Source organism: Streptomyces flaveolus (assembly GCF_000716535.1).
Classification (GTDB): domain Bacteria; phylum Actinomycetota; class Actinomycetes; order Streptomycetales; family Streptomycetaceae; genus Streptomyces; species Streptomyces flaveolus_A.
Genome location: NZ_JNWV01000003.1, coordinates 25,304 through 48,231, shown reverse-complemented (window position 1 = coordinate 48,231; position 22,928 = coordinate 25,304). Strand labels below are relative to the sequence as shown.

The 22,928-nt window shown below is 72.5% G+C and carries 20 protein-coding genes; 6 read left to right on the top strand and 14 right to left on the bottom strand.

Annotation, left to right across the window (positions count from 1 at the left end; genetic code table 11):
* Nucleotides 1-4: 4 nt before the first annotated feature.
* From OO52_RS02700 to OO52_RS02665, 8 genes are all read right to left on the bottom strand, one after another.
* Nucleotides 5-931, bottom strand: a complete 927-nt coding sequence (locus OO52_RS02700; protein ID WP_051818164.1) for a carbohydrate ABC transporter permease — start codon at nt 929-931, stop codon at nt 5-7.
* The gene (locus tag OO52_RS02695) at nt 903-2,153 is read right to left on the bottom strand and encodes a sugar ABC transporter substrate-binding protein (protein WP_030640497.1); all 1,251 of its coding nucleotides are present in this window, start codon (nt 2,151-2,153) and stop codon (nt 903-905) included. The genes OO52_RS02700 and OO52_RS02695 overlap by 29 nt, the downstream gene beginning before the upstream one ends.
* A 143-nt stretch (nt 2,154-2,296) precedes the next feature.
* Entirely contained in the window at nt 2,297-3,040 is a 744-nt protein-coding gene (locus OO52_RS02690) for an alpha/beta hydrolase (protein ID WP_234339332.1), read from the bottom strand.
* 84 nt (nt 3,041-3,124) lie between these two features.
* Nucleotides 3,125-5,872, bottom strand: a complete 2,748-nt coding sequence (locus OO52_RS02685) for a helix-turn-helix transcriptional regulator (RefSeq protein ID WP_030640493.1) — start codon at nt 5,870-5,872, stop codon at nt 3,125-3,127.
* A 109-nt stretch (nt 5,873-5,981) separates the two neighbouring features.
* Nucleotides 5,982-7,046, bottom strand: a complete 1,065-nt coding sequence (locus tag OO52_RS02680) for a helix-turn-helix domain-containing protein (protein ID WP_078876694.1) — start codon at nt 7,044-7,046, stop codon at nt 5,982-5,984.
* A gap of 148 nt (nt 7,047-7,194) precedes the next feature.
* A complete protein-coding gene (locus OO52_RS02675) occupies nt 7,195-8,046 on the bottom strand; it encodes an NmrA/HSCARG family protein (protein ID WP_030640489.1) in 852 nt (283 codons plus the stop codon).
* Between the two features lie 340 nt (nt 8,047-8,386).
* A complete protein-coding gene (locus OO52_RS02670; protein WP_030640487.1) occupies nt 8,387-8,962 on the bottom strand; it encodes a Dps family protein in 576 nt (191 codons plus the stop codon).
* A gap of 125 nt (nt 8,963-9,087) precedes the next feature.
* A complete protein-coding gene (locus OO52_RS02665) occupies nt 9,088-9,531 on the bottom strand; it encodes an SsgA family sporulation/cell division regulator (RefSeq protein WP_063738768.1) in 444 nt (147 codons plus the stop codon).
* A 277-nt stretch (nt 9,532-9,808) separates the two neighbouring features.
* Here OO52_RS02665 and OO52_RS02660 point away from each other — a divergent pair, with 277 nt between their 5' ends.
* The 3 genes from OO52_RS02660 to OO52_RS02650 all read left to right on the top strand — a co-directional run bounded on the left by OO52_RS02660 (nt 9,809) and on the right by OO52_RS02650 (nt 12,781).
* Nucleotides 9,809-10,798, top strand: coding sequence for a pirin family protein (locus tag OO52_RS02660; protein WP_030640483.1), 990 nt, complete (start codon nt 9,809-9,811; stop codon nt 10,796-10,798).
* 20 nt (nt 10,799-10,818) lie between these two features.
* The gene (locus OO52_RS02655; RefSeq protein ID WP_030640481.1) at nt 10,819-11,157 is read left to right on the top strand and encodes a GNAT family N-acetyltransferase; all 339 of its coding nucleotides are present in this window, start codon (nt 10,819-10,821) and stop codon (nt 11,155-11,157) included.
* Nucleotides 11,158-11,404: 247 nt separating this feature from the next.
* On the top strand, nt 11,405-12,781 hold the full coding sequence (locus tag OO52_RS02650; RefSeq protein ID WP_030640478.1) for an IS1380 family transposase: 1,377 nt from the start codon (nt 11,405-11,407) through the stop codon (nt 12,779-12,781).
* A 154-nt stretch (nt 12,782-12,935) separates the two neighbouring features.
* Here OO52_RS02650 and OO52_RS46800 read toward each other — a convergent pair whose 3' ends face one another.
* The gene (locus OO52_RS46800) at nt 12,936-13,169 is read right to left on the bottom strand and encodes a hypothetical protein (RefSeq protein WP_234339331.1); all 234 of its coding nucleotides are present in this window, start codon (nt 13,167-13,169) and stop codon (nt 12,936-12,938) included.
* 65 nt (nt 13,170-13,234) lie between these two features.
* Here OO52_RS46800 and OO52_RS02645 point away from each other — a divergent pair, with 65 nt between their 5' ends.
* Together OO52_RS02645 and OO52_RS02640 are read left to right on the top strand one after the other, a co-directional pair.
* On the top strand, nt 13,235-13,870 hold the full coding sequence (locus OO52_RS02645; RefSeq protein ID WP_420711362.1) for an XdhC family protein: 636 nt from the start codon (nt 13,235-13,237) through the stop codon (nt 13,868-13,870).
* A 78-nt stretch (nt 13,871-13,948) separates the two neighbouring features.
* Entirely contained in the window at nt 13,949-15,691 is a 1,743-nt protein-coding gene (locus OO52_RS02640) for a pyruvate dehydrogenase (RefSeq protein ID WP_030640474.1), read from the top strand.
* Nucleotides 15,692-15,702: 11 nt separating this feature from the next.
* On the opposite strand, the gene OO52_RS02635 is transcribed toward OO52_RS02640, so the two are convergent.
* Nucleotides 15,703-17,352, bottom strand: a complete 1,650-nt coding sequence (locus OO52_RS02635; RefSeq protein WP_030640472.1) for an MFS transporter — start codon at nt 17,350-17,352, stop codon at nt 15,703-15,705.
* A 202-nt stretch (nt 17,353-17,554) separates the two neighbouring features.
* Between OO52_RS02635 and OO52_RS02630 the strand changes: the two genes are divergently transcribed.
* On the top strand, nt 17,555-18,520 hold the full coding sequence (locus tag OO52_RS02630; protein WP_030640470.1) for an AraC family transcriptional regulator: 966 nt from the start codon (nt 17,555-17,557) through the stop codon (nt 18,518-18,520).
* A gap of 115 nt (nt 18,521-18,635) precedes the next feature.
* Here OO52_RS02630 and OO52_RS02625 read toward each other — a convergent pair whose 3' ends face one another.
* From OO52_RS02625 to OO52_RS02610, 4 genes are all read right to left on the bottom strand, one after another.
* Nucleotides 18,636-19,373: a YoaK family protein gene (locus tag OO52_RS02625; RefSeq protein WP_030640468.1), complete on the bottom strand. Its 738-nt coding sequence runs from the start codon at nt 19,371-19,373 to the stop codon at nt 18,636-18,638.
* Nucleotides 19,354-19,878 carry a DoxX family protein gene (locus OO52_RS02620; RefSeq protein ID WP_030640876.1) on the bottom strand — a complete coding sequence of 175 codons (525 nt, stop codon included), beginning with the start codon at nt 19,876-19,878 and terminating at the stop codon, nt 19,354-19,356. The genes OO52_RS02625 and OO52_RS02620 overlap by 20 nt, the downstream gene beginning before the upstream one ends.
* A 53-nt stretch (nt 19,879-19,931) precedes the next feature.
* Complete coding sequence (locus OO52_RS02615; protein ID WP_030640466.1) at nt 19,932-20,594, bottom strand: hydrolase; 663 nt, start codon at nt 20,592-20,594, stop codon at nt 19,932-19,934.
* A gap of 97 nt (nt 20,595-20,691) precedes the next feature.
* Entirely contained in the window at nt 20,692-22,560 is a 1,869-nt protein-coding gene (locus tag OO52_RS02610; protein WP_234339349.1) for an amidohydrolase, read from the bottom strand.
* Between the last annotated feature and the right edge of the window lie 368 nt (nt 22,561-22,928).

Here is a 22,928-nt window from a genome sequence, read left to right as displayed (position 1 = left end):
CCTTTCAGGTGTTCCGGGCGCGCCGGTCGGCGCGCAGGTGGACGAGGGCGAAGGCGAGCGAGACGAGGACGAGCACGTTGCCCATGGCGGCGCCGCGCCCGAACTCGAACTGCTGGAAGGACAGTTCGTACGACCGGGTGGCCAGGGTCTGTGTCGCGCCGGCCGGTCCGCCGCCCGTCACCACGAGGATGATGTCGAGCACCTTCAGCGTGTAGACGACGCCCAGGACCAGCACCACGCGGGCCACGGGCCGCAGCAGCGGCCAGGTGACATGGCGGAACGACGCCAGCCGGCCGGCGCCGTCGAGCTTCGCCGCCTCGTGGAGCCGGGCCGGGATGTCCTGGAGACCGCCGTACAGGAGCGCGGTGTTGAAGGGGATGCCCACCCAGATGTTGACCAGGATCACCGACACGAGCGCTTCGGAGGTGCCGGTCAGCCAGGGGATGCCCGAGGACACCAGGTGGAGGCCGCGCAGCGCCTGATCGACGATGCCGCTGTCCGTGTCGAGCATCCACCTCCACGTCGTCCCGGAGACGACCAGGGGCAGCAGCCACGGCAGCAGCAGGAGCGAGCGCAGCAGGCCGCCGAGCGGGAACTTCCGCTGGAAGAACAGGGCGAGGGCCAGCCCGATCACGAACTGTCCGACGACCGAACCGACGGTGAAGACGACCGTGGTCAGCAGTACTCGCCAGAAGCCGTCCGCCGACAGGATCTCCGTGTAGTTGCGGAGGCCCACGAAGGGCGCGGCACCGGTGTAGAACGTCGTCGGCGAGTACTCCTGGAAGCTCATCACGACGTTCTCGACGATCGGGTAGCCGAAGAACAGCAGCAGGTGGACCAGGGCGGGCAGCAGGAACAGCCACCCGGAGACCCGTGCCCACAGCCGGGCCCGGGCGGACCGGTCAGGAACCGGTGGCGATCCGCTGCGCATGCCTGAGCGCTTCCTCCGGTGTCCGCGCACCCGTCAGCGCTTCCTGCACGGCGGTGTAGATCCCGGTCGCCGCTCGCGGCCACGTGACCCCGAGCTCGCCGGTACGGGACCGGGCACCCTCCACGCTCTCGACGAAGGCGGCCATCGACGGGACCTGCTCGGCGTACCGGGACGCCACCGAGGAGCGGGAGGGCACGGTGTGGTACTGCTCGGCCAGGGCGAGCATGTTCTTGGAGTCGTTCAGGCAGGCGAGGACCCGGGCGGCCTTCTGCTTGCGGGCCTCGGAGGAGTTCTGCGGGACCGTCCACACCTCACCGCCGAGCGGGGTGACCAGGCTCTGACCCGCCCGGCGGACGGGGAGGGGGGCCACGCCCCAGTGCAGGTTCTTGGTCTCGTCCATCGCGGAGATGCGCCAGGGGCCGTTGACCATCATGGCCGTCCTGCCCGCGACGAACTGGTCGTGCACGTCGGCCTGGGTCCAGTTCAGCACCGACTTCGACATGGACCCGCTCTCGACCAGGTCGACCCAGAGCTGGAGGGCCTGCGCGGCCTGCGGGGTGTCCAGCCGTGTCTCGTCCCCGCCGTTGGACCACAGGAAGGGCATGAACTGCCAGGTGCCCTCGAAGGTGGCGTTGGCGTCCACCGCCATGCCGTAGCGGCCCGGGCGGGTGAGCTGGGCCGCGGCCGCCTTCAGCTCGTCCCAGGTCTTCGGTACGGCGACACCGGCCTCGGCGAGCATGTCCTTGTTGTAGAAGAGGGCGACCGTGCTGACCGTGGGCGCGAGCCCGTACAGCTCGCCCTGGTACGTGCCCGCCGACCGGATGCCCTCGGCGTAGCCGTCGGCGTCGATGCCGTACCGGTCCAGCGGGGTCAGCGCGCCCGTCTGCGCTATCTGCTGCAGGTCGGGGTTGTCGAGCATCAGCAGATCGGGCAGGGTCCGCGACGACGCCTGCCGGAGCACCTGGGGGACGAGTGACGCCCCCGGCACGCTCCTGTGCTCGACGGTGACACCGGCGGCCTTGCCGCAGGCGGTGAGCCGCTCGCCCCATTGGGCGTGCTCGGTCGCGTCGGTGTAGTAGTCGAGGGCGGTGATGGAGGTCACCTTGCCGTCGGCGGATCCGGAGCCGGTTCCACCACCGCAGCCCGCGGCGGCCAGGACCAGGGCCGCGGTTCCGAAGAGGGCGATGGTCCGCCGCGCCGACGGTCTGGTCGCTGCGTTCATGGGGTGGTGCCTTCCCGGGCGATGTCTGGTGTTGCGGACTGTCGATCCCGGGTCGCGGGCATGGTGGTCCGAACCGGCCTGTTCCGGTCCGAGCAGGGATGGTACCGGAAACAAACGATCGGAAAATCAGCCATTTCTGCAAGTCAGTACCGGTAGCCGTGGTCACCGCACTGGCCCGCGGCCTCCCGGATCATCGCCGCCACGGCGTCGGGCCGGGACAGGACCACGGCGTGCGACCCGTCCATGACGCGTTCGGTGGCCGCCATGCGCTGGGCCATGAAGCGCTGAGCGGTGGGGTTGAGCATCCGGTCGGCGGCGGCGATGGCGTACCAGGACCGCTTGCGGGCCCACGCCGGCGGGCCGGATGCCGCGGTCAGCGCGTCCCGCGCGATGGGGCGCTGCGTCACGGACAGCACGCTGCCGACGCGGGGGGCCAGGTCGGCGGCGTACACGTCGCGGAAGCGTTCGCGCCGGATGTACAGCTCGCTGTCCGGGTTCGTGGGAGACCGCCCGGGGACGCCGGCGGCGACGGTCGGATCCGGCCCCGGCATGGGGGAGAAGCGGTTCGTGACGTCCAGCAGGCACTCGCCGGCGTCCAGCCCGAACCCCGCGACGTAGCACAGTGCCACGACGTCGTCGGAGTCGGCGCAGGTGATGACCGCGCCCCCGTAGCCGTGACCGGCCAGCACGACCGGGGTGTCGATCTGCCGCACCACGCTCCTGAGGTAGGCGGCGTCGTGCGCGAGCCCCCGCAGCGGGTTCGCCGGGGCGTGCACCGTCAGCCCGGCGGCGTGCAGGCGCCGGATCACCCCCGACCACGACGAGGCGTCGGTGAACGCCCCGTGCACGAGCACGACGGTCGGCGGTAAGGGCGTGCGTGCGGGCACCTCGGTGTCCTCCGAGTGGGTGGGGTTCTCCAGCCAAGTCCATCCCGGTCACGCCGGCATCGCGTGAACGTACCAGGAAGTCGCTCACTCGTCGGGCAAGGCCATGACCAGGTTGGCCAGCTGGACCCGGGAGTTGACGCACAGCTTGCGGAAGGCGGACGTCAGATGCGTGTTGACGGTGTGCGGGGAGACGACCAGCACTTCCGCCGCCGTGCGGTTGGTGTGTCCCTCGGCGATCAGCCGCGCGACCTTCTTCTCCGAGGCGGTCAGGGCCTCCCAGCCCTGGACGGGGCGCCGCCCCTGCGCCGCCCGGTGGCCGCCGGCTCCGGCACGCCGCAGATCACGCTGGACGCGGGCCGCCGCGGCGTGCGCGCCCGACGCGGAGAACACGGTCCGGGCCTCGGTCAGGGCGGCCACCGCCTCGGCCCGCCGGCCCGCGGCCAGGAGTGCCCGTCCGAGGTCGGCCGAGGCCCCGGCCCGGACCAGCGGGCGCGGACCTTCCTCGAGCAGGGCGACGGCACGTGCCAGCAGGACCGGGTCGTCGCACAGGAGCCCACGGGCGCGCGCCGCGACACCCGTGGCGGTGGGCACCCCCGGATTGCGCACGGCGTGCGCTTCGGCCTGCGCGGCCAGATCCTCGGCGAGTGCGCGGTCCGCGCCGCGCAGCGCCATGCGGATCGCGGTGCCGACCCACGTGCGCAACAGCCGCCAGCGCAGGAAGGGCCCCTCCCGCTGCACCTGCCGGATCCGGTCGACGGCGAGTCCGGCGTCCCCGTCGGCCTCGGCATGGACCGCTTCCAGGAACCGCACCGCGGCCGTGTTGCCCGGGTTCGGCTTGACCGCCAGCCGCTCCCGCGCCTCGGCCAGGTGCTGCCGTGCGGCCTCCGGGTCGCCGCGCAGCAGCGCGATCCGGGAGCGGATCACCCGGCCGTTCACCTGCTGGACGTGCGCCTGTACGTCGTCCTCCAGGCGCTCCATCGTCACGAGGTCGGCCTCGGCGTCGTCCAGCCGGCCCAGCTCCAGATGCTGCTGCCCCTGCGCCCACAGCAGCATCGCCTCACGGACCCCGCCGGAGTCGTCCGCCGCCTTCACCAGCAGCCGCTCGCTGGTGACGAAGTCGTCCATGTGCTGGTACGCGACGATCTCCTCGGGGAAGAAGGAGGGGTCGACGGCGCCGAGCGCGGTGAACCGCTCCAGCGCGAGGGCGTTCTCGCCCGCGTTGAGCGCGATCTCCCCGAGCGCGAACAGGGCCTGGACGTGGGCCTCCCGGTCGCCGGTCGCGACGGCGGCGCGCAGCGCGTCCTCCCCGGCCTCCCGTGCGGGCGCGAGGTCGTGCGCCCGGGACAGCGCCAGCGCGCGCAGGCCGGCCAGCCGCGCCCCGACCTCCGGGGCCGCGCCGCCGACCGCTAGGGCCGCCTCGGTCCGGCGGCGCAGCTCGTCGGCGAGATCCAGGTTCCACAGTGTGCCGCCGAGGGCTGCCTGGAGCCGGCCGAACGTATCCATGGGCGGTCGGCAGGCCAGCAGCCGGTCCCCGGTCGCGAGCGCCTCCCGGTTCCGGCCGGCCCGGGTCAGGGACACGATCGCCTGCTCGCCCACGGCGAACCACGACGGCCGCGCGACCGGCACGAGTTCCAGCGCGCGCGTCACCAGGTCGGCCGCGAGGCCCGGCGTGACCGGCAGCACGTCGTCGGCGGCGCGCCTGAGCAGCGCCACCGCCTCCTCGTCCCCCGGCCGGGCGCCCCTGAGAACGTGCGACACCACGTCGATCGGCTGGTGGCCGGCGGCGACGAGCCGGCCCGCGGCCTCCCGGTGCAGCGCCTTCCGGGCCGAGGGCGGGATGTCCACGTACACCGCCTGGCGCAGCAGGTCGTGCCGGAAGACCAGTCGGTCCCCCTCGTCCTCCAAAAGCCCCGCGCTCAGCGCCTCCTCCAGTGCCGGGAGCAGCGCGACGGGCGGCCGGCCGCAGAGCGCCGCGGCGTCGTGGAAGCCGAAACGGCGGCCCAGCACCGCTCCCATCTGAAGGAAGCGCAGCGTGTCGGGTTGCAGCGAGCCGAGCCTGCCGCGGACGCCCACCACCAGCCCCGGCGGCACCTGGTCGCCCGAGGAGTCGGCGGTCCGCAGTCCCGCGAGCATCTCGACGGCCAGGAACGGGTTCCCGCCCGCTCCGGCGAGCAGGTCGCGCACCCGCTCGTCGACGGCGGTTCCCAGGGTGTCACCGGCCAGCCGGCAGATGGCCGCGCCGGACAGCGGGCCCAGGGACAGGGTGCGCACCGGGAGGTCGTCCCGCACCGCCGCGACGATCTCCTCCGCCGGCCCGCCGACGCCCTGCCGCTCGGTGAGCAGCCACAGCACGGGCGAGGTCCGCAGGCGGCTGGGCAATTGCCTGAGGGCGAACCGGCTCAGCGGGTCGGCCCACTGCACGTCGTCCAGGGCGATCAGCACCGGTACGCTGCCGGCTCGCTCCTCGATCACCTCCGCCAGGCGCTCCACCAGCCAGATCCGCTGGTCGTGCCGGCGCGCGAGATCGACCAGCGCGTCGCCGGACAGCAGGGGCTTGTCGCCGTGCACGACGCAGGTCGCCAACGACGACAGCGGCACGAGGTGGTGCAGTTCGTCGGCCTTGCCGAGACCGACGGAGAAGCCCGCCGCCTCGGCCCTGGTGACGGCTTCGGTCAGGAGCGTGGTCTTGCCGATGCCCGGTTCCCCGCGGAGCAGGACGAGCGCGCCGCCGCCGGTGCGGGCCACCGCGTCGATCAGCGTCCGGAGCTCTTCCAGCTCGGCCTCCCGGCCGCGCAGACCGCTGCGCGACAGCGGTCCGCCTGACCCCGCCACCTGGGCCCTCCTGTCCGTACCCGCCGGTCACAAGCCGGCGCTCCGGGGGCCCACTATGGCAAGAACGGCAGCTCAGCGCATATGCGGAAGGGATGGTGAGTGACCCAGCTCATGCCGACGCGGCCTGCTCGACCGACAGCGAAGCGTGGTCCGCGGCTGTCCGGCCCCGGAGGAACGCAGACCGCTCACGCAGGGCGGAGTTGCGCCACTCGGCGGGGGAGACCCCGAAGGCGGCCCGGAACACCCGGCTGAAGTGGGAGGCGCTGGTGAAGCCCCAGCGGTGCGCCACCGCGGCGACGGTCAGGTCCGCCGACTCCCGGCGGGCCAGGTCACGACGGCAGTGCTCCAGCCGGCGCTGCTGGATCCACCGGCTGACGGTGATGCCCTCCATCTCGAACAGCTTGTGCAGATAGCGCACGGAGATGTGGTGGGCCCGGGCGATGGAGTCCGGCGTCAGATCCGGATGCGCGAGATGCCGGTCGATGTATGCCCGGATCCGCACCAGCGACATCCGGGCGCCGCTCGCCGAGTCCTCGGCACACCTGCCGAGCCGCTCCTCGGCCAGGGTCTGCACCAGGTCCACCACGTTGCGGGCGATCAGCTCGCCGGTCCGCTGCGGGTACGCCGCCGCGCTGTCCACGAGCCGGGACAGGAGCGGCGTCAGCAGCCCGCCGACCGCCGACTCGGAACCGAGCGGAGCCGCGGTGATCTGCCGCAGGTCCGACTCGCTCAGACCCAGGACCTCCCGGGGCAGGACCAGGGACTTCGTCCGGAAGCGCTCGGGGAGGGTCAGCCGGACGGGCCGCGCCATGTCGTAGACGAAGAGCTGCCCCGGCCGCACGTACGCCTCACGGCCGTCCTGCTCGATGCGGGCCACCCCGCTGCTCAGCAGCTTCACCACCACGTAGTCGTCGTTGTCGCTCCCCGCGATGAGCCGCTGGGTGCGCCGGGCCCGCAGCGGATCGCCGTCCACGGTGACGGCCTGCATCGGGCCCAGCAGCGACGCACGGATCGTCCCGCAGTCGGCGTTGCCGGGAACGCCCATGTCCACGGCGCCGAACGTCTGGGACAGGGCCTCGCGCCAGTACGCCCGTCGTCGGTGGGTGGGAACCGTCTTCGTGGTGTAGAGGGTGTCCGTTGTCCCGGGGTCCGGTGTCGATGGATCCGACGACATGCTCTCCGCCCTTCGGCCGCTGCGCTTTCGAAAGCGCAGCGTGCCAGGACGGCCCGGGGCACCACATCACGTGAACGCGTGAGACCAGCGGTACCGGACACAGGGGGGCCCAGCGGTTCCGCGCCGGACCGGTTTCAGGACGGCCGGTTCAGCGGGCGCCCGTCCAGGTGCGCCGCGCCCAGTCCGCGAAGCGGGTCCAGTGGACGTCCGGGTGGGCGGCGTGCAGTGCGGGGATGTCGACGCGGTAGCCGGGTCCGTTCAGGAACTCCCACATCGCGTGCATGTCCGGATTGCCGATCGCGGCCAGCGGGACCTGCTCGTGCCGGACCTCCCGCCCGAGCGCCGCGCCGAGCGCGGCCGCCATCTGCGCGGGCGTGGGTGCGTCGCCGGCCAGCTCGATGCGCTGCCCGGTGTAGGGAGCGGGGTCGAGCAGCACCTCCGCCGCGAACGCGCCGAGGTCGGGGCGGGCCAACTGCTGCAACGGCCGATCGGGTGGCAGCGGGAGGTCGAGGACGCCGTCCAGGATGCGCTCCGCACCGCCCAGCGCGTTGTCGAAGAAGTAGGTCGGCCCCAGGATCGTGTACGGCACGTCGCCGGCGGCGAGCTCCGCCTCGATGCGCGCCTTGCTCTCGAAATGCGGCACCCCGCTGTCCTGGTCGGCGCCTGCCACCGAGCTGAACACGAGATGCGGAACGCGCCTTTCCGTCGCGGCGGCGAGGATGGCCCGCCCCTGCTCCACCTCCGCGTCGATTCCGGCCTCGAAGGGAGTGGTGAACGCGAAGACACCCGCCACCCCGCTCATCGCCGAGGCCAGCGACGCACGGTCGCTCAGTGATCCCGCGACCACCTCGACGCCCCGCCCGGCCAGTTCCCGGGCGGATCTGCGGTCCGGGTCACGCACCAGCGCGCGGACCCGCACCCGGCGGCCCAGCAGCGCGTCGGTCACCGCCCCGCCCTGCCCGCCGGTCGCCGCGAGCACCAGAACCGGTTGGTCGGTCATCGAAGATCTCCCTCTCTCGTGTGCGGTGATGGGGCGCCGGCCGGAGTGAGCCGGCCCTCTGGCACCCTTCCACCCCGGCTGCCGTAGCCGGCGTCACGGCGCGCGGGAAGCCGAGGCCGTCCGCGACGACGCCCCGACGGCGAAGGTCGCCCCGAGGCGGACGACTCCGTCGGGGCCCGGTCCACCAGGTCGACGTCCTGGTCCTGGAGCGCGATCACCAGCGCGTCCGGGAAGCGGTGCTGACGGGGAGGTGGGGCGGGCGGGGGCGCGCGGTCAGCGGGATCGCGGTCACGCGCTGACGGGCGCCCCCGCCCGTTCCGCCGTGGGCGGTCCCGCCGGCTCAGGAGCGGACGAGCGGGGTGTCCACCAGGTGTTCGGCGAGGAACCAGGCCTGCAGTTCGCCGGTGCGGATGATCTGCGACACCAGCAGGTCGTTGGTGCCGTCGTCACCCAGCTCGGCGGTGCGGGCGGCCGCGTCGTGGGCCTCGGTCAGGATGGTCTCGTGGGCCTCCAGCAGGCGCGAGAGCATCGCGGGGACCTCCTCGACACCGTCCGGCGGGCGCGGGATCGACGTGATCTCGGCGACGTGCCGGGGGTCGCCCACCGCGACGCCGCCCAGGGTCTGGACGCGCTCGGCGAGGGTGTCGACCAGTTCGAGCTGCTCACCCGCGTGCTTGTCCAGGAGCAGGTGGAGCTGGTAGAAGGTCGCGCCCCGCATGATCCAGTGGTGCTTCTTGTAGAGGCCGTAGAGGATCTGGGTGTCGGCCAGCACCTTGTTCAGGCGCTGGCAGGAGTACATGCGCGCCTCGTAGGACAGGGCGATGGGGAACTGCTTGACGGTTCCGAACTCCTGGATGACCGCGCCCTTCTGGTGCAGCCACGGCTGGCTGCTCGGGGGCTGGGTTCCGGTGGTCATGACGTGCCTCCTGCGGATGGCGTGCTTGCGTACGCGGTCGACGCTAGGCGCCGGAGCGGGAGGCGGTTTGCCCGGGAGCGCACGCGTTGGTGCTCGTCAGTGCACCGGGCGTCACACCGGGCGGATCACTCGCTGCCGGCCGTGAGCTGTTCCACGACGCGGTCCAGATCGATGTGGCGGTGCTCGGTGCCCGGCGGTACCAGCACCTCGGTGCGGTGCAGAAAGGACGTGACGGAGGCGCTCGCCAGCTCCAGGAGGGCCGCTCCGGCACGGGTCCTGAGCAGGACGCGGACCGAGTCCGGTCGGCCTTGGCGCCGCGGGTAGACCACCACGTCCCCGGACCCGGTGGGCCGGCGCAGCCCCTGGGCGAGGAGCGACCGGGCGAAGACCCACTCGACGCAGAGCGCGGAGGGGGTGCCCAGGGACAGGCAGACGGCGTAGGGATCCGCCGCGAAGTACCGGAGTTCGGCCGGGACCGGTATCGGCAGTTCGTCGGCCACGGTGACGCGGACGTTGGTTCTGCATACGATCGGGTCCTCGTCCGCGGCCCCGGCAGAATCGTTTCTCATGCCGTCCCCCTGTCCTGCGACGGTTCGTTTCGGTGCGTCGACCCGCGCACTGTGACGGGCCAAGGTGCTGACGACCGTACGGCGGATCCGGGGGAGCGGCTTGTCGACGAGTGCACGGGTTGTTGTCCGAAGAAGAAGCGCTCCGGCACTCGGGCCCCGTCCGCCTGGCACGCATGCTGTCCTCGTGGCACTCGGGCCCTGTCCGGCCGGCGTCCGGGCCGTTTCGGCCGGATGGTGGTTGAATATAGAACAATTACTGGGTGGAGAGGTGATCCCGATGAGCAATGTCGAGACGGAGCCCGTCGAAGTGCGCTGCGGCACCGAGGCGGACGGCGGGCCGCCGGCCGGGACGCCACGGGTCGACGTACTGACCCCGCGCGACGTGCCCCTGGGCGGACCGCGCGCGATGACCGTGCGGCGCACGCTGCCGCAGCGCGCCCGGACCCTGATCGGCGCCTGGTGCTTCGCCGACCACTACGGCCCCGACGACGTCGCCGAGACCGGCGGCATGGACGTCGCCCCGCACCCCCACACCGGGCTCCAGACCGTGAGCTGGCTCTTCAGCGGGGAGATCGAGCACCGCGACAGCCTGGGCAGCCACGCCCTCGTACGGCCCGGCGAGCTGAACCTCATGACCAGCGGGTACGGCATCAGCCACTCCGAGGTCTCCACCCCGCGCACCACCGTCCTGCACGGCGTCCAGCTCTGGGTGGCGCTGCCGGAGGAACACCGCGCCACCGCGCGGGACTTCCGGCACCACGTCCCCGAGCCCGTACGGACCGACGGCGCCGAGATCCGGGTCTTCCTCGGCTCCCTCGCCGGCACCACCTCGCCGGTGCCGGCCTTCACACCCCTGCTCGGCGCCGAGATCGTCCTCGAGCCGCACGCGGCCGTCACGCTCGCCGTGGACCCCGGCTTCGAGCACGGCCTCCTGGTCGACCAGGGCGCCGTCCGCCTCGCCGACGTCCTCCTGAAGCCCGCCGAGCTGGGCTACGTCCACCCCGGGCCCGGCACGCTGACCCTGACCAACGAGTCGGACGACATCGCGCGGACGGTGCTCCTCGGCGGAACACCCTTCGACGAGGAGATCGTCATGTGGTGGAATTTCATCGGCCGGAGCCACGAGGACATCGTCAGTGCGCGCGAGGACTGGCAGAACTCCTCCGATCGCTTCGGCGCCGTCGAAGGATATCCGGGAGACCGTCTTCCCGCCCCCGTCCTGCCGAATGCCACCATCACTCCGCGCAGGAATCCGCCGCGTCACTGACGCCATCCGAAAGGCACCTGATGAGCCAGCCTTCCGCCGCCCCGGTCGTCGAGCGTGTGGACGCCAGGAATCGCTACGAAATACTCGTCGACGGCAAGCGCGCCGGGCTGACCGCCTACCGCGACCGCGACGCGCAGCGCGTCTTCTACCACACCGAGATCGACGACGCCTTCGCCGGGCAGGGCCTCGCCTCCCGGCTCGTCCAGGAGGCGCTCACCGACGTACGGGCCTCCGGCAAGCGGATCGTGCCCGTCTGCCCGTACGTGGCCAAGTTCCTCCAGCGGCACGAGGAGTTCGCCGACCTGGTCGACCCCGTGACGCCCGACGTCCTGCGCTGGCTGGACACCGAACTGGGCTGACCGGCCCACGCCTCGGCCGCCGGCCGTCCAGGGCCGGCGGCCGGCTGTCCGCGTAGCGCACGTGTCTGGTCCCGCAGCGCACACTGCCCGTGTCCCCCTCGCTCCACGGCCGCCCTCGCGGTTAGCCTCGTGCTTTCACGGAGCGGGCTGTCCGGCTAGTGATCAAAAAAGCAGAAAGTGCCTCTGACCAGCGAGAATGAGGATTGCTGAGGTCCTTGTTCCCGCCACCGCCGGAGGCACTTTCCAGGTGAAGAAGCGTATCGGGTCCTACCCGCGTGTCCGCGTCGAGGACGGCGGTCGCGGAGTGGTTTCGCAGGCCGGGGCGGTGCTCCTGGTCGAGACGGTCCGCAAGAGCGGTCTGGATGCGGCGATATCAGCGGCACTCGAGCCATGGCGCAAACACCGGGCAGTGCACGATCCGGGCAAGATCCTGCTGGATGTCGCGCTCGCCGTCGCGCTGGGCGGGGACTGCCTCGCCGATGTGGCCCTGCTGCGGGCCGAGCCGGCCGTGTTCGGGCCGGTAGCCTCCGACCCCACGGTCTCCCGGCTGATCAGCAAGCTGGCGTCGGGCGGGCAGCGGGTCCTGGCCGCGCTCCGCACGGCCCGCGCCGAAGTGCGTGAATGTGTATGGCGGTTGGCCGGCGACGCGGCACCGGACGCGAGCGGGCAGGTGATCGTGGACATCGACGGGGTCCTGGTCCTGGCGCACTCCGAGAAGCAGGACGCCACCGCGACCTGGAAGAAGACGTTCGGGCACCACCCGCTGATGGGGTTCGTCGACCACGGCCGTGACGGCTCCGGCGAGCCGGTCGTGGGCTTGCTGCGGCCCGGCAACGCGGGCTCCAACACCGCCGCCGACCACATCGAAGCCACCAAGCTGGCCCTGGCCCAGCTGCCGAAGCGGCTGCGGCGGGGGCGTCGGACGCTGATCCGCACCGACTCCGGCGGCGGCACCCACGAGTTCGTCGCCTGGCTCACCCGGCGCGGACGGTGGCTGTCGTACTCGGTCGGCATGACCATCACCGACGCCATCCACCAGGCCGTCCTGAAGGTCCCGGCATCGGCCTGGACACCGGCCCTCGAGCCCGACGGCGAGATCCGCGACGGCGCCTGGGTGGCCGAACTCGACGGCGACTGCCTCAAGGGCTGGCCCAAGGGGATGCGGCTGATCGTACGGAGGGAACGGCCGCACCCCGGCGCCCAGTTGCGCTTCACCGACGCCGACGGCATGCGCCTGACCTGCTTCGCCACCAACACCCAGCACACCCCGATCGCCGAGCTGGAGCTGCGGCACCGCGAGCGGGCCCGCGCCGAGGACCGCATCCGCGCCGCCCGCTCCACCGGCCTGCGCAACCTCCCCCTGCACGACGCCGCACAGAACCAGGTCTGGCTGGAGATCATCCAGATCGCCCTCGACCTGCTGGCCTGGATGCCCCTGCTCGCCCTCACCGGCCAAGCCCGCCTGTGGGAGCCCCGCCGCCTGCGACTTCGCCTCTTCTCCGCCGCCGCGCAGCTCGTCACCACCGGACGACGCCGCATCCTCCGCATCGCAAAGCACTGGCCCTGGGCCAGCCTGATCACCGACGCTCTACAACGGCTCGCAGCACTACCCAACCCTGGCTGACCAGCAACTTCCCGTCCCTACGAGCAGCTCCACCCGTCCGGAGCAGTGGAACCCGGCGCCCACCCGACGCGACAGCCGGGCCACCAGCCTGCCCACCTGCAGAAATGACCGCCCCGAATGAGCCGAAAGGGTCCGTCAGCAATCTGACGGACCCTCACGCAAGATCGAGGTTAGTGTCCATGCAGTCGAATTCCACCGGCGTGGCGTTCCCCCGGAACGCCACGCAGCGACGACCCGAACATCCCGCGCCACTTTCGCTGCCGGACAGGGCCGTCGCCCCGGTCAATTCCCGCACCCACACGAACGAGGTGTTGTTGTGGAGCGATGGACAAGGCCCGAGGACGAACGGCTGCTCACCGGGAAAGGCCGGTACGTCGCCGATGTTCACGACGGGCACCTGGCAGCACCGGCAGCCCCGCCCTGGACCTCACCGTACTCGCCGACGCCCGCCGCATGCTCGACCGGGACGGCACCCGGCACACCGGCGTCGGCCTCGTACGAACGCACGTCGGCGCCAACGCCCACGCCGGTGCGGCGAGCCGGATCGGCGCCCTCCTCGGCTACCACGTCACGGTCTGCGACGCCCGCGCCACCTTCACCACACCCGAGCGCTTCCCGGACGCCGACGAGGTCGTGGTCGACTGGCCCCACCGGTACCTGGCGGCCACGGAGACCGACCACCGGACCGTGGTGTGCGTGATGACGCACGGCCCGAAGTTCGACGTCCCCGTCCTCGCCGAAGCCCTCGGCCGCTTCCTGGCCTACGTCGGAGCGCTCGGCTCCCGCCGCGTCCAGGCGGGCAGGCGGGAGGACCTCACCACGGCCGGCGTGTCGGCCGACGCCCTCGCGCGGCTGCACGCGCCCCTGGGTCTCGACCTGGGCGCGTCGACACCCGGGGAGACAGCCGTCTCCTTCGCCGCGGAACTCGTCGCCGTCCGCAGCGGTCGCACCGCCCGCCCGCTGTCCGTGCTGGACGGGCCCAGCCACCCGACCGTGCACGGGGACCGTCCCGGCACCGCCGACGCCCGGTGCGCTGCCGGAACCGATCCCGTGCGCGGACGGACAACAGCGGCACCCCGCGCTCACTAGCGTGGTCCGGGCGCGAGGCAGGCCCTCCGTGCCCCCGCCCGGAGGGTCGTGCCGCAAGGCCCGAACCCGAGGAGTGCCATGGCCAAGCAGACCATCGCCGAACAATACGTCGACCTCATGGCGCGCGCCGGTGTGCGCCGCATGTACGGCGTGGTCGGAGACAGCCTGAACCCCGTCGTCGACGCGGTCCGACGACACACCGACATCGAGTGGGTGCAGGTCCGCCACGAGGAGGTCGCGGCGTTCGCCGCCGGAGCGGAGGCCCAGCTCACCGGGCGGCTCGCCGCGTGCGCGGGATCCTGCGGCCCCGGCAACCTGCACCTGATCAACGGCCTGTACGACGCCCACCGTTCGATGGCGCCCGTGCTCGCGCTGGCCGCCCACATACCCAGCGGCGAGATCGGCACCGGCTACTTCCAGGAGACCCACCCCGACCGGCTGTTCGCCGAGTGCAGCCACTACTCCGAGCTGATCTCCTCACCCCGTCAGATGCCCCGCGTGGTGCAGACGGCCATCCAGCACGCCGTCGGCCGGCGCGGGGTCTCGGTCGTGGCGCTGTCCGGCGACACCGCCGCCGAGGACTCGCCGGACGCGGCGCCCGAACTCGCCATGCCCCTGGACCTGCCCGCCATCCGCCCCAGCGACCAGGAGATCGCCCGGCTCGCCGAGCTGGTGGACGGCGCCGAACGCGTCATGGTGTTCTGCGGCCGGGGCGTCGCCGGAGCCCACGCCGAGGTCATGGAGTTCGCCGGGAAGGTCAAGGCCCCGGTCGGCCACGCCCTGCGCGGCAAGGAACACATCCAGTACGACAACCCGTACGACGTCGGCATGTCCGGCCTGCTCGGCTACGGCGCCGCCTACGAGGCCATGCACGAGTGCGACCTGCTCATCCTCCTCGGCACCGACTTCCCGTACACCGACTTCCTGCCCCGCCACGTGCGCACCGTGCAGGTCGACGTGCAGCCCGAGCGGCTGGGCCGGCGCACCCAACTCGACCTCGCCGTCTGGGGAGACGTACGCGAGACCCTGCGCTGCCTGACGCCCGCGGTGCGCGAGAAGCAGTCCCGGCGGTTCCTCGACCGGATGCTGGAGCGGCACGCGCACGCCCTCGAAGGCGCCGTCGGCGCCTACACCCGCGACGTCGACCGGCACACCCCGATCCACCCCGAGTACGTGGCCTCGGTGCTCGACGAAGAGGCCGCCGACGACGCCGTGTTCACCGTGGACACCGGCATGTGCTGTGTGTGGGCGGCGCGTTACCTCACCCCCAACGGCCGCCGCCGCATCCTCGGCTCCTTCGTGCACGGATCCATGGCCAACGCGCTGCCCCAGGCCATCGGCGCCCAGTTCCTCGACCGCGGCCGGCAGGTCGTCTCGCTCTCCGGCGACGGCGGGTTCTCCATGCTCATGGGCGACTTCCTCACGCTCGTCCAGTACGACCTGCCGGTCAAGGTGGTCGTCTTCAACAACTCCTCCCTCGGCATGGTCGACCTGGAGATGATGGTCGACGGCCTGCCCCCGCACGGCACGACCTACCCGCACGCGGACTACGCCGCCATCGCCACGGCCGCCGGGGCGCGCGGCATCCGGGTGGAGCAGCCCGGTCAGGTCCGGGACGCGCTGCGCGAGGCGTTCGCCCACGACGGACCCGCGCTGGTGGACGTCGTCACCGACCCCGCCGCGCTCGCCGTGCCACCGAAGATCACCACCGAACAGCTCACCGGCTTCGCCCTGTCCGCGAGCCGGACCGTCCTGAGCGGAGGCGTCGGCCGGATGGTCCACCTGGCCCGGGCCAACCTCCGCAACATCCCCCGCCCCTGACCCGGCGCGCCCTACTCGGCAGGCGCCGGGCCGGACCCGGACGGTACGGCCGGCCCCGCCACGGTGTCGAAGGCATGGGTCACCTCGGGCACCGTCCCCGGCGCGAGCAGCTCACGAGCCTGCTCCTCGCGCCGGCGGTCGGTGCCCGTCCACCGGACGTGGTGCTGGGCACGGTGTTCCGCCCAGGAGCTGACGAGGTAGTTCTCCACGAAGCGTTCCGGGGCGTTGCCGTCCTGGTAGAGACCCCAGGAGAGGGCTCCCGTGCGGCGCCGGGAGCGGGCGACCTGGCGCATGCGGTCCGTGAACGCGTGGCGGTTCTCGGCGGGGACGCGGTAGACGACGGAGACCAGGACCGGGCCGTCGGCCTCTCCCGGCTCGAACACCAGGGGAGGGGCCGGCCAGTGGTCGGACGGCGTGGGGTTGATGCCCTCGGCGTCGTACAGCGGCCACCGGCGCACACTGGCCGCGCTGAGCAGCATCACCGCGCCGGCGATCAGCAGACACGCGCTGAGCCCGGCCCAGTCGGCCACCGCGCCCCACAGCGGCGCCGCGAGCGCCTGACCGCCCTGGAAGACCAGCAGGTACACCGCGAGGCCACGTGCCCTGACCCAGCCGGGCAGCCGCGTCTGCACGGCCGCGTTGAGCGTGGACAGCACGCCGATCCAGGCGAGTCCCGCCGGCAGCAGGGCGACCGTGACCAGCCAGGGTGTGCGGACGGTCGCCAGCACGGCGAGCACCCCGGCGAACACCAGGGCGCCCGCGGCGAGCGTGCCGTTCGCCCCCAGCAGGGCACGGACACGCGGCAGCGCGAACGCCCCCGCCACGGCCCCCACGCCCACCGAAGCCAGCAGGAGCCCGTAACCGCCCGAGCCGAGGCCGAGGGAACTGCTCGCGGTCAGCGGCAGCAGCGCCCACAGCGCGGCACCGCCGGGGATGAACAGGAGCGTGCGCAGCAGCACCCGGCGGACACCGGGCGCGTTCCACACATAGCGGCGGCCGGCGTACAGGGCCGTCAGCAGGCCGTCGTTGCCGGGCGTGGGGGCGGCCGGCGCCGGGCGTCGCCACGCCACGAGCACGGCGGCGATGCCCAGGTAGGAGGCCGCGTTGAAGGCGAAGACCCAGCCCGCGCCCGCCGCGGCGACCACCGCCCCGCCGAGCGCCGGACCGACGGCACGGGCCAGGTTCATGTTCACCGCGCCCAGCGCCGCCGCCTGACCGAGCCGTCGGCGCTCGACGAGTTCCGGCTGGATCGCCTGCCAGGCCGGGCCCATCAATGCGGTGCCGCACCCCAGCAGCAACGTGAGCACGAGCAGCACCGTCGGCGTCAGGGCGTCCAGGAACGCCAGTACGGCCAGCGCACCGGACACCGCGAGCATCGCGCACTGCGCGGCCAGCAGCACCGAGCGCCGGTCGAAGCGGTCGGCGACCACCCCGGCGGGCAGGGCCAGCAGGACCACGGGAAGGCCTGCGGCGGTCTGCACGAGCGTCACCAGCGCGGCACCGTGTCCGACCAGCAGCCACTGCGCGCCCACCGTCTGCATCCAGCTACCGATGTTCGAGACCAGCTGGGCGATCCACAGGGCCCGGAAGACGCGCGCCGCGAGCGGGGCCCAGGGGGAGTCGGTCGCGGCGGGTGCGGAGGCCGGAGATGCGGTGCTCATGCCCAGGACGGTAGGGGCCGCCGTCCCCCGGCTGTTGACCGTGAGCGCATGGGGTGTGGCCCGGCAGCGCAGCCCCCGGTCACTGTCCTGTCACTCTTTTCGCACATCCACCGGCCTACGCTCCGGGCGAAGCGGAGCCGGGTGCGCGTTCCCCGATGCCGCCGCTTCAAACGCGACAACGGTTCGGAGGCAAGGGCGGTTCATGTCTTCCACAGGCACGTCCCTCATCGGCGGGCGCAGGGTCGGCATGTCCACGGCCGGCATGTCACCGGGCAGCAGGGTGCGGCGGATGCCCCTGGGCCTGGACATCGTCATCTGGGACGCGGTACCCGCATGCCTGCCCCGGGAGAGACCGCCGTGCGCACACCCGGGCCCCGCCGCACGTCCCCAACGGCTGATTGCCCGGGAGAGCGGCGAGTACCTCTTCGTGGGGCTGCGCGACACCGTCGCCGCCTTACCCCCGTGGAGGCCCGCCGCGGACGTGCTCCTGGGCCCCGGCGACATCTGCTTCTACGACGTGCACCGGCCCTCGGTGCTGGAATTCCCGCGGCAGGCCCGCCTGAAGGTGTTCCTGCTCTCGCGGGAACTGCTCGGGCTGGCCCGGTCCGACGTGCCCCGCCTCACGCACGCCCCGGTCACCCCGACGTCCCGGCTGGGCGCCCTGCTCTCGCCGTTCCTGTCCGACTTCGCCGACACGGCGGTCGTGTCCCGCTCCGCGGTCGGCGACATGCTCGCCTGGAACGCCGTGAGCCTGCTGTCCACCCTGGCCGGCGACCATCTTTCCGACCAGGCGCGGGGACAGCAGCCGGACACACGGGCGCCGCTGATGTCGGACATCCTGGACTTCATCGACCTGCGCCTGAGCGACACGGACCTGTCTCCGGAGACGATCGCCCGCGCCCACCACATCTCCGTCCGCTACCTGCACAAGCTGTTCCGGGAGGAGGGCACGACGGTCGGCCGGCTGATCCAGCGCCGGCGGCTGGCCGAGTGCCGGCGTGTCCTCACCCTGCGTTCCGCGGAGAACCTGACCATCGCGGCCGTCGCGCATCGCTGGGGCTTCGCGAGCCCCACCCACTTCAGCCGCGTGTTCCGTGCCACCTACGGGATGTCGCCCAGCGCATGGCGGGAGTTCGCCGGGCGGGGCGACCGGGAGGCCGGGGGATGAACCGTCCGGACGGAGGGCTTCTGTCCGGACCGGGACTCCCACTGGACCGTCGCCTCCCGACTGGACCGTGGCCTTGCGTCAGCCGCCGGCTTCGGGTCAGGGCGGCGGCCAAGCGTCAGGACGGCGGCCGGGTCCAGGCGGCACCGTCGGCGGAGAGGCGGTGGGTCGCCACGGAGGTGACCGCCAGGAGCAGCAGGCTCAGGCCCAGGGTGAGCACGAGGTGCCCGTGCAGGACGAGCTCCGCGCCGACGAGCGCGCCGAGCAGCATGGCCAGCACGGACAGGATCCGGCGGCCGGGCCTCGGCGCCGCACCGCCCGCCGGTGGCGAGTCCGCGGCCAGACCCGTGAGGGTCAGCGTCAGTACGGTCGTGGTGAGGTCCGGCACGCCGAGGCGCCGGGCGACCGCGTTCTGCAGCCCCATGGCGAGCCCCAGGCACACGATCAACGTGTACTCGACGCCGGTCGTGACCCGGCCGCCGGCGACCGCCGTGACCACGACGGTGACGGCGACCAGCACGGTCTGCGCCGCGGTGGCCGTCTTCAGCAGGTTCCCGCGATGCCCCGCGAACCGGGTCCCCAGCCGGCCGCCGGTCAGCGCGCCGGCGAGGAAAGCCGCCAGCGCGACGACGGAGGCGAGCACGGACAGGGTCTGGGCACCTGCCAGGGCGAAGCCGAGGAACACCACGTTGCCCGTCATGTTGGCGACGAACACGTGGCCCAGCGCCAGATAGCTCACCGCGTCGACCAGGCCTGTGACCACGGTCAGCGTCAGCATCAGGGGAGGCAGCGGGCCATGCCGGTCGCCCTTCGGCGGGACCAGCGTGTGGGCCGCGTCAGTCAGCAGGCTGCGCATAGGTCTTTCCTTCCGATGCCAGGGGTGCGCGATGCAGCACGAGCCGGGTCAGCAGCCCGCTCGCCGGGCCGGTCACGATCGCGGCGAGCGCCAGCCACACCGGCCACGGTGTGATGCCGAGCGCGTGGTCGAGGGACCACGCGCCGGGCCCCGTGAGGGCCAGCGCCGCGGAGACGACCACGAGGACCAGGGGATACTCGTACCCGTCGTTCTGCACCCACAGGCCCTTCGGCCACTTCACGGTGCCCGCGACCGTCATCACGCCCATGGCGGCCATCGCCGCCAAGGGCGTGAGCAGACCGGCGGTCAAGAACAGGCCGGCCCCGATCTGGCCGGCGCCCGCGACGACCGCGGTCAGCCGGCCGCCGCGGAACCCGTCGTGCCGGAACTCCTCGGTTCCGCCTGCCAAGCCGTGGCCCCCGAGCCGGAAGCTCACCTTCTGCACTCCGTGGCCGGTGATGAGGAGTCCCGCCACCACCCGGAGGACCAGCAGTCCCGCGTCCATCTCTTCCTGCCTGTTCCTGACTCAGTCCTTGATCGCTGTGCTGGGGGAGGGGCTCAGCCGGCCGCGTGGCCGCCGATGAAGGTCTGGGCGTACACCAGGCCGAGGCCGTAGGCGCCGCCGTGCTCCTTCACCACCTCCGTCACCGGCACGTACGTCTCGCCGCGGGCCCAGTCACGCTGGAGCTCCAGCAGCACCTGCACCCAGGTGACCGGCACCGCGCCGCCCTGGAGCATGCGCTGGACGGCGTGCTCGTGGGCCTGCGGGGTGACACCGCCGGACGCGTCGGTGACGACGTACACCTCGTAGCCCTGGGCGATGGCGGAGAGCACCGGCAGGACGACGCAGACCTCCGTCCACAGACCGGCGATGACCAGCTTCTTGCGGCCGGTCGCCTTGACGGCCTCGACGAACGCGGCGTCCTCCCAGGCGTTCATCGTGCTGCGGTCGATGATCTTCTGGTCCGGGAACACGTCCGCGAGCTGCGGCAGGATCGGACCGGAGAAGGACTCGGCGGCCACGGTGCTCAGCACGACCGGTACGTCGAACACCTTGGCCGCCTTGGCCAGGCCCAGGGTGGAGTTGATGATCGCGGTCCGGTCACCGCTGCCGGTGCCGAAGAACATCTGCGGCTGGTGGTCCACGAACAGCACCGCGCAGTTGTCCGGGGTCAGCAGGTCGGGGCTGGGGGACGCGGTGACCTGGGCGATGTCGACCATGAGAGTGCCTTTCCATTCCATGTGAAGCGGCGCGGACGGGTGCCCGCGTCGGAGAACAACCGTCCTGAGGACGGGGTCTGTGGGTTTCCGGGGTCGCTCAGAGGACGAAGCAGGGATCGAACGGGGTGTCCGCTGCGCCGGGGGCCAGGCCCCGCCGTGCGCGCCAGGCGCGGTGCTGCTCCGACTCCGCGACGGCCTCGCCGAGGGCCTCCGCCTGGCGCACGCCGGCCGGCCGGGACGCCTGGTAGCCGCCGAAGTGCGCCACCGGGCTCCATGCGGGGGTGACGGGCGGCAGTTCCTCGTCGAGGCCCTCGTACTCCCGGGCGGCGTAGACGATCCGGCCGCCGGTGACCGTGAGCAGCGACTCGATGTGCGCGATCTCCGGCTCCGGCACGGTGAAGTAGTCGTCGGACAGCACCGCGAGGTCCGCGTAACACCCCGTCCGCAGCACGCCCTTGACCTGCTCCTCGCCGGTCAGTTCGGCTCCGGCGACGGTGAACATCCGCAGTGCGGTCTCCCGGTCGACGCGGTTGCCGGGGGAGCGGAGCACCAGGTCGCCGATGTCGCGTCCGCTCACCAGCCAGTGCAGGGCGACCCAGGGGTTGTAGGTGGAGACCCGGGTGGCGTCCGTGCCGGCGGCCACGGTCAGTCCGCGGTCCAGCATGGCCCGGATGGGCGGGGCGTCCGCGGCGGCTCCGGGGCCGTAGCGGCGCAGGAACGCCTCGCCCTGGAAGTACAGCCGGTTCTGGACGGACATGGCACCGCCGAGCGCGGCGACACGGTCGAGGCTCTGGGCGGACACGGTTTCCGCGTGGTCGAACAACCACCGGTTCCCCGCCGGGAAGAGTCCCTCGGCGGCGAGCTTCTCGAAGACCGCGAGGTCCCGGCGGATGGTCTCGTCGTACGTGGCGTGCAGCCGGAATCCCCAGCCGTTCTCCATGAGGAGACGTACGGCCTTCTCGAACTCGCCCTCGTAGCCGCCGAGTTCCGGGCGCGGCTGGCTGAAGTTCTCGAAGTCGGCCGCGGCCCAGGTGAGGTTCTCACCCGCGCCGTTGAGACGGAGCCACTCGTCCCCGTCCTCGGGGCCGGCCATCTCGATCCAGCGGGTGAGGTCGGCTATCTCCTGGCCCGCGGTCTGCGGGAAGAGGTGATAGGCGATCCGCAGCGACAACTGACCGGCCCGCGCCAGTTCGATGACGGTGCTGTAGTTCTCGGGGAAGTTCTGGAAGCCGCCGGCGGCGTCGATCGCCGAGGTCAGACCGAACCGGTTGAGCTCGCGCAGGAAGTGACGGGTCGACACCTTTCGGTCCTCGCCCTCCAGCACCGGCGCCTTGGCCAGCGTGGAGTAGAGGATGAGGGCGCTCGGCGCGGCCAGCAGCATGCCCGTCGGCTCGCCGTCCCGGCCGCGGACGATCTGTCCGCCCTTGGGGTCGGGCGTGTCCTTGTCGAACCCGGCCGCCCGCAGCGCCGCCCGGTTGAGGACGGCCGACTGGTACAGGTGGAGGACGAACACCGGGGTGTCGGGGGCGGCGGCGTTCAGCTCGGCCACCGTCGGCAGCCGCCGTTCGGCGAACTGGTCGGCCGACCAGCCTCCGACCACCCGCACCCACTGGCCCTTCGGTGTCCGCGCGGCCTGCTCGCGCAGCATCGCCAGGGCCTGACGGAGCGTCCGGACGCCGTCCCAGCGCAGCTCCAGCACGTAGTTGAGGCCGCCCCGGATCACATGCAGATGGGCGTCGTTGAGTCCCGGGACCACCCGCCGGCCGAGCGCGTCCACCACCTTCGTTGCGGGCCCGACGTGCGGGGCGACGTCCTTGTCGTCGCCGACGACCGTGATGACACCGCCTCGTACGGCGAGCGCTTCGGCATGCGGGCGGCGCGGGTCCCCCGTATGGATGCTGGCGTTGCGGACGACCAGCTCCGCGGCGTCGTCGGTGGCCTGGGGAACCAGCCCGCCGACCGGCATGGCAGACACGTGTGCGGGACCTCCTCCGTGGTGGGCGTCCTGGATGTCCGCTGCGTGCGCGCTCGGCGGCCGGGAAGAGCCACGAGCGGGGCGACGAGAAAGCGATCAGAGACGCGGGCGGGAATCGCGGTGATGGCGCGAGAGTCCGCCGTCGTGCCGACGGGCGGACCGCGACCGCTGTGCCCTCACGTTAGGCCCGGGGAACACCGCCGTGTGTCCCGTCCGTGCACTGGGCCGTTCCCCTCAGCGCACTCGGCGTGCGGTGGGCGGTGTCCGTGCACTTTGAGGACGTCAGGCGTGCACGGACGGGCAATCGCCGTGCGGACGGCGGTTCTACGGTTGCGTTCAGCGGCGCCGGAGTGCCCAGC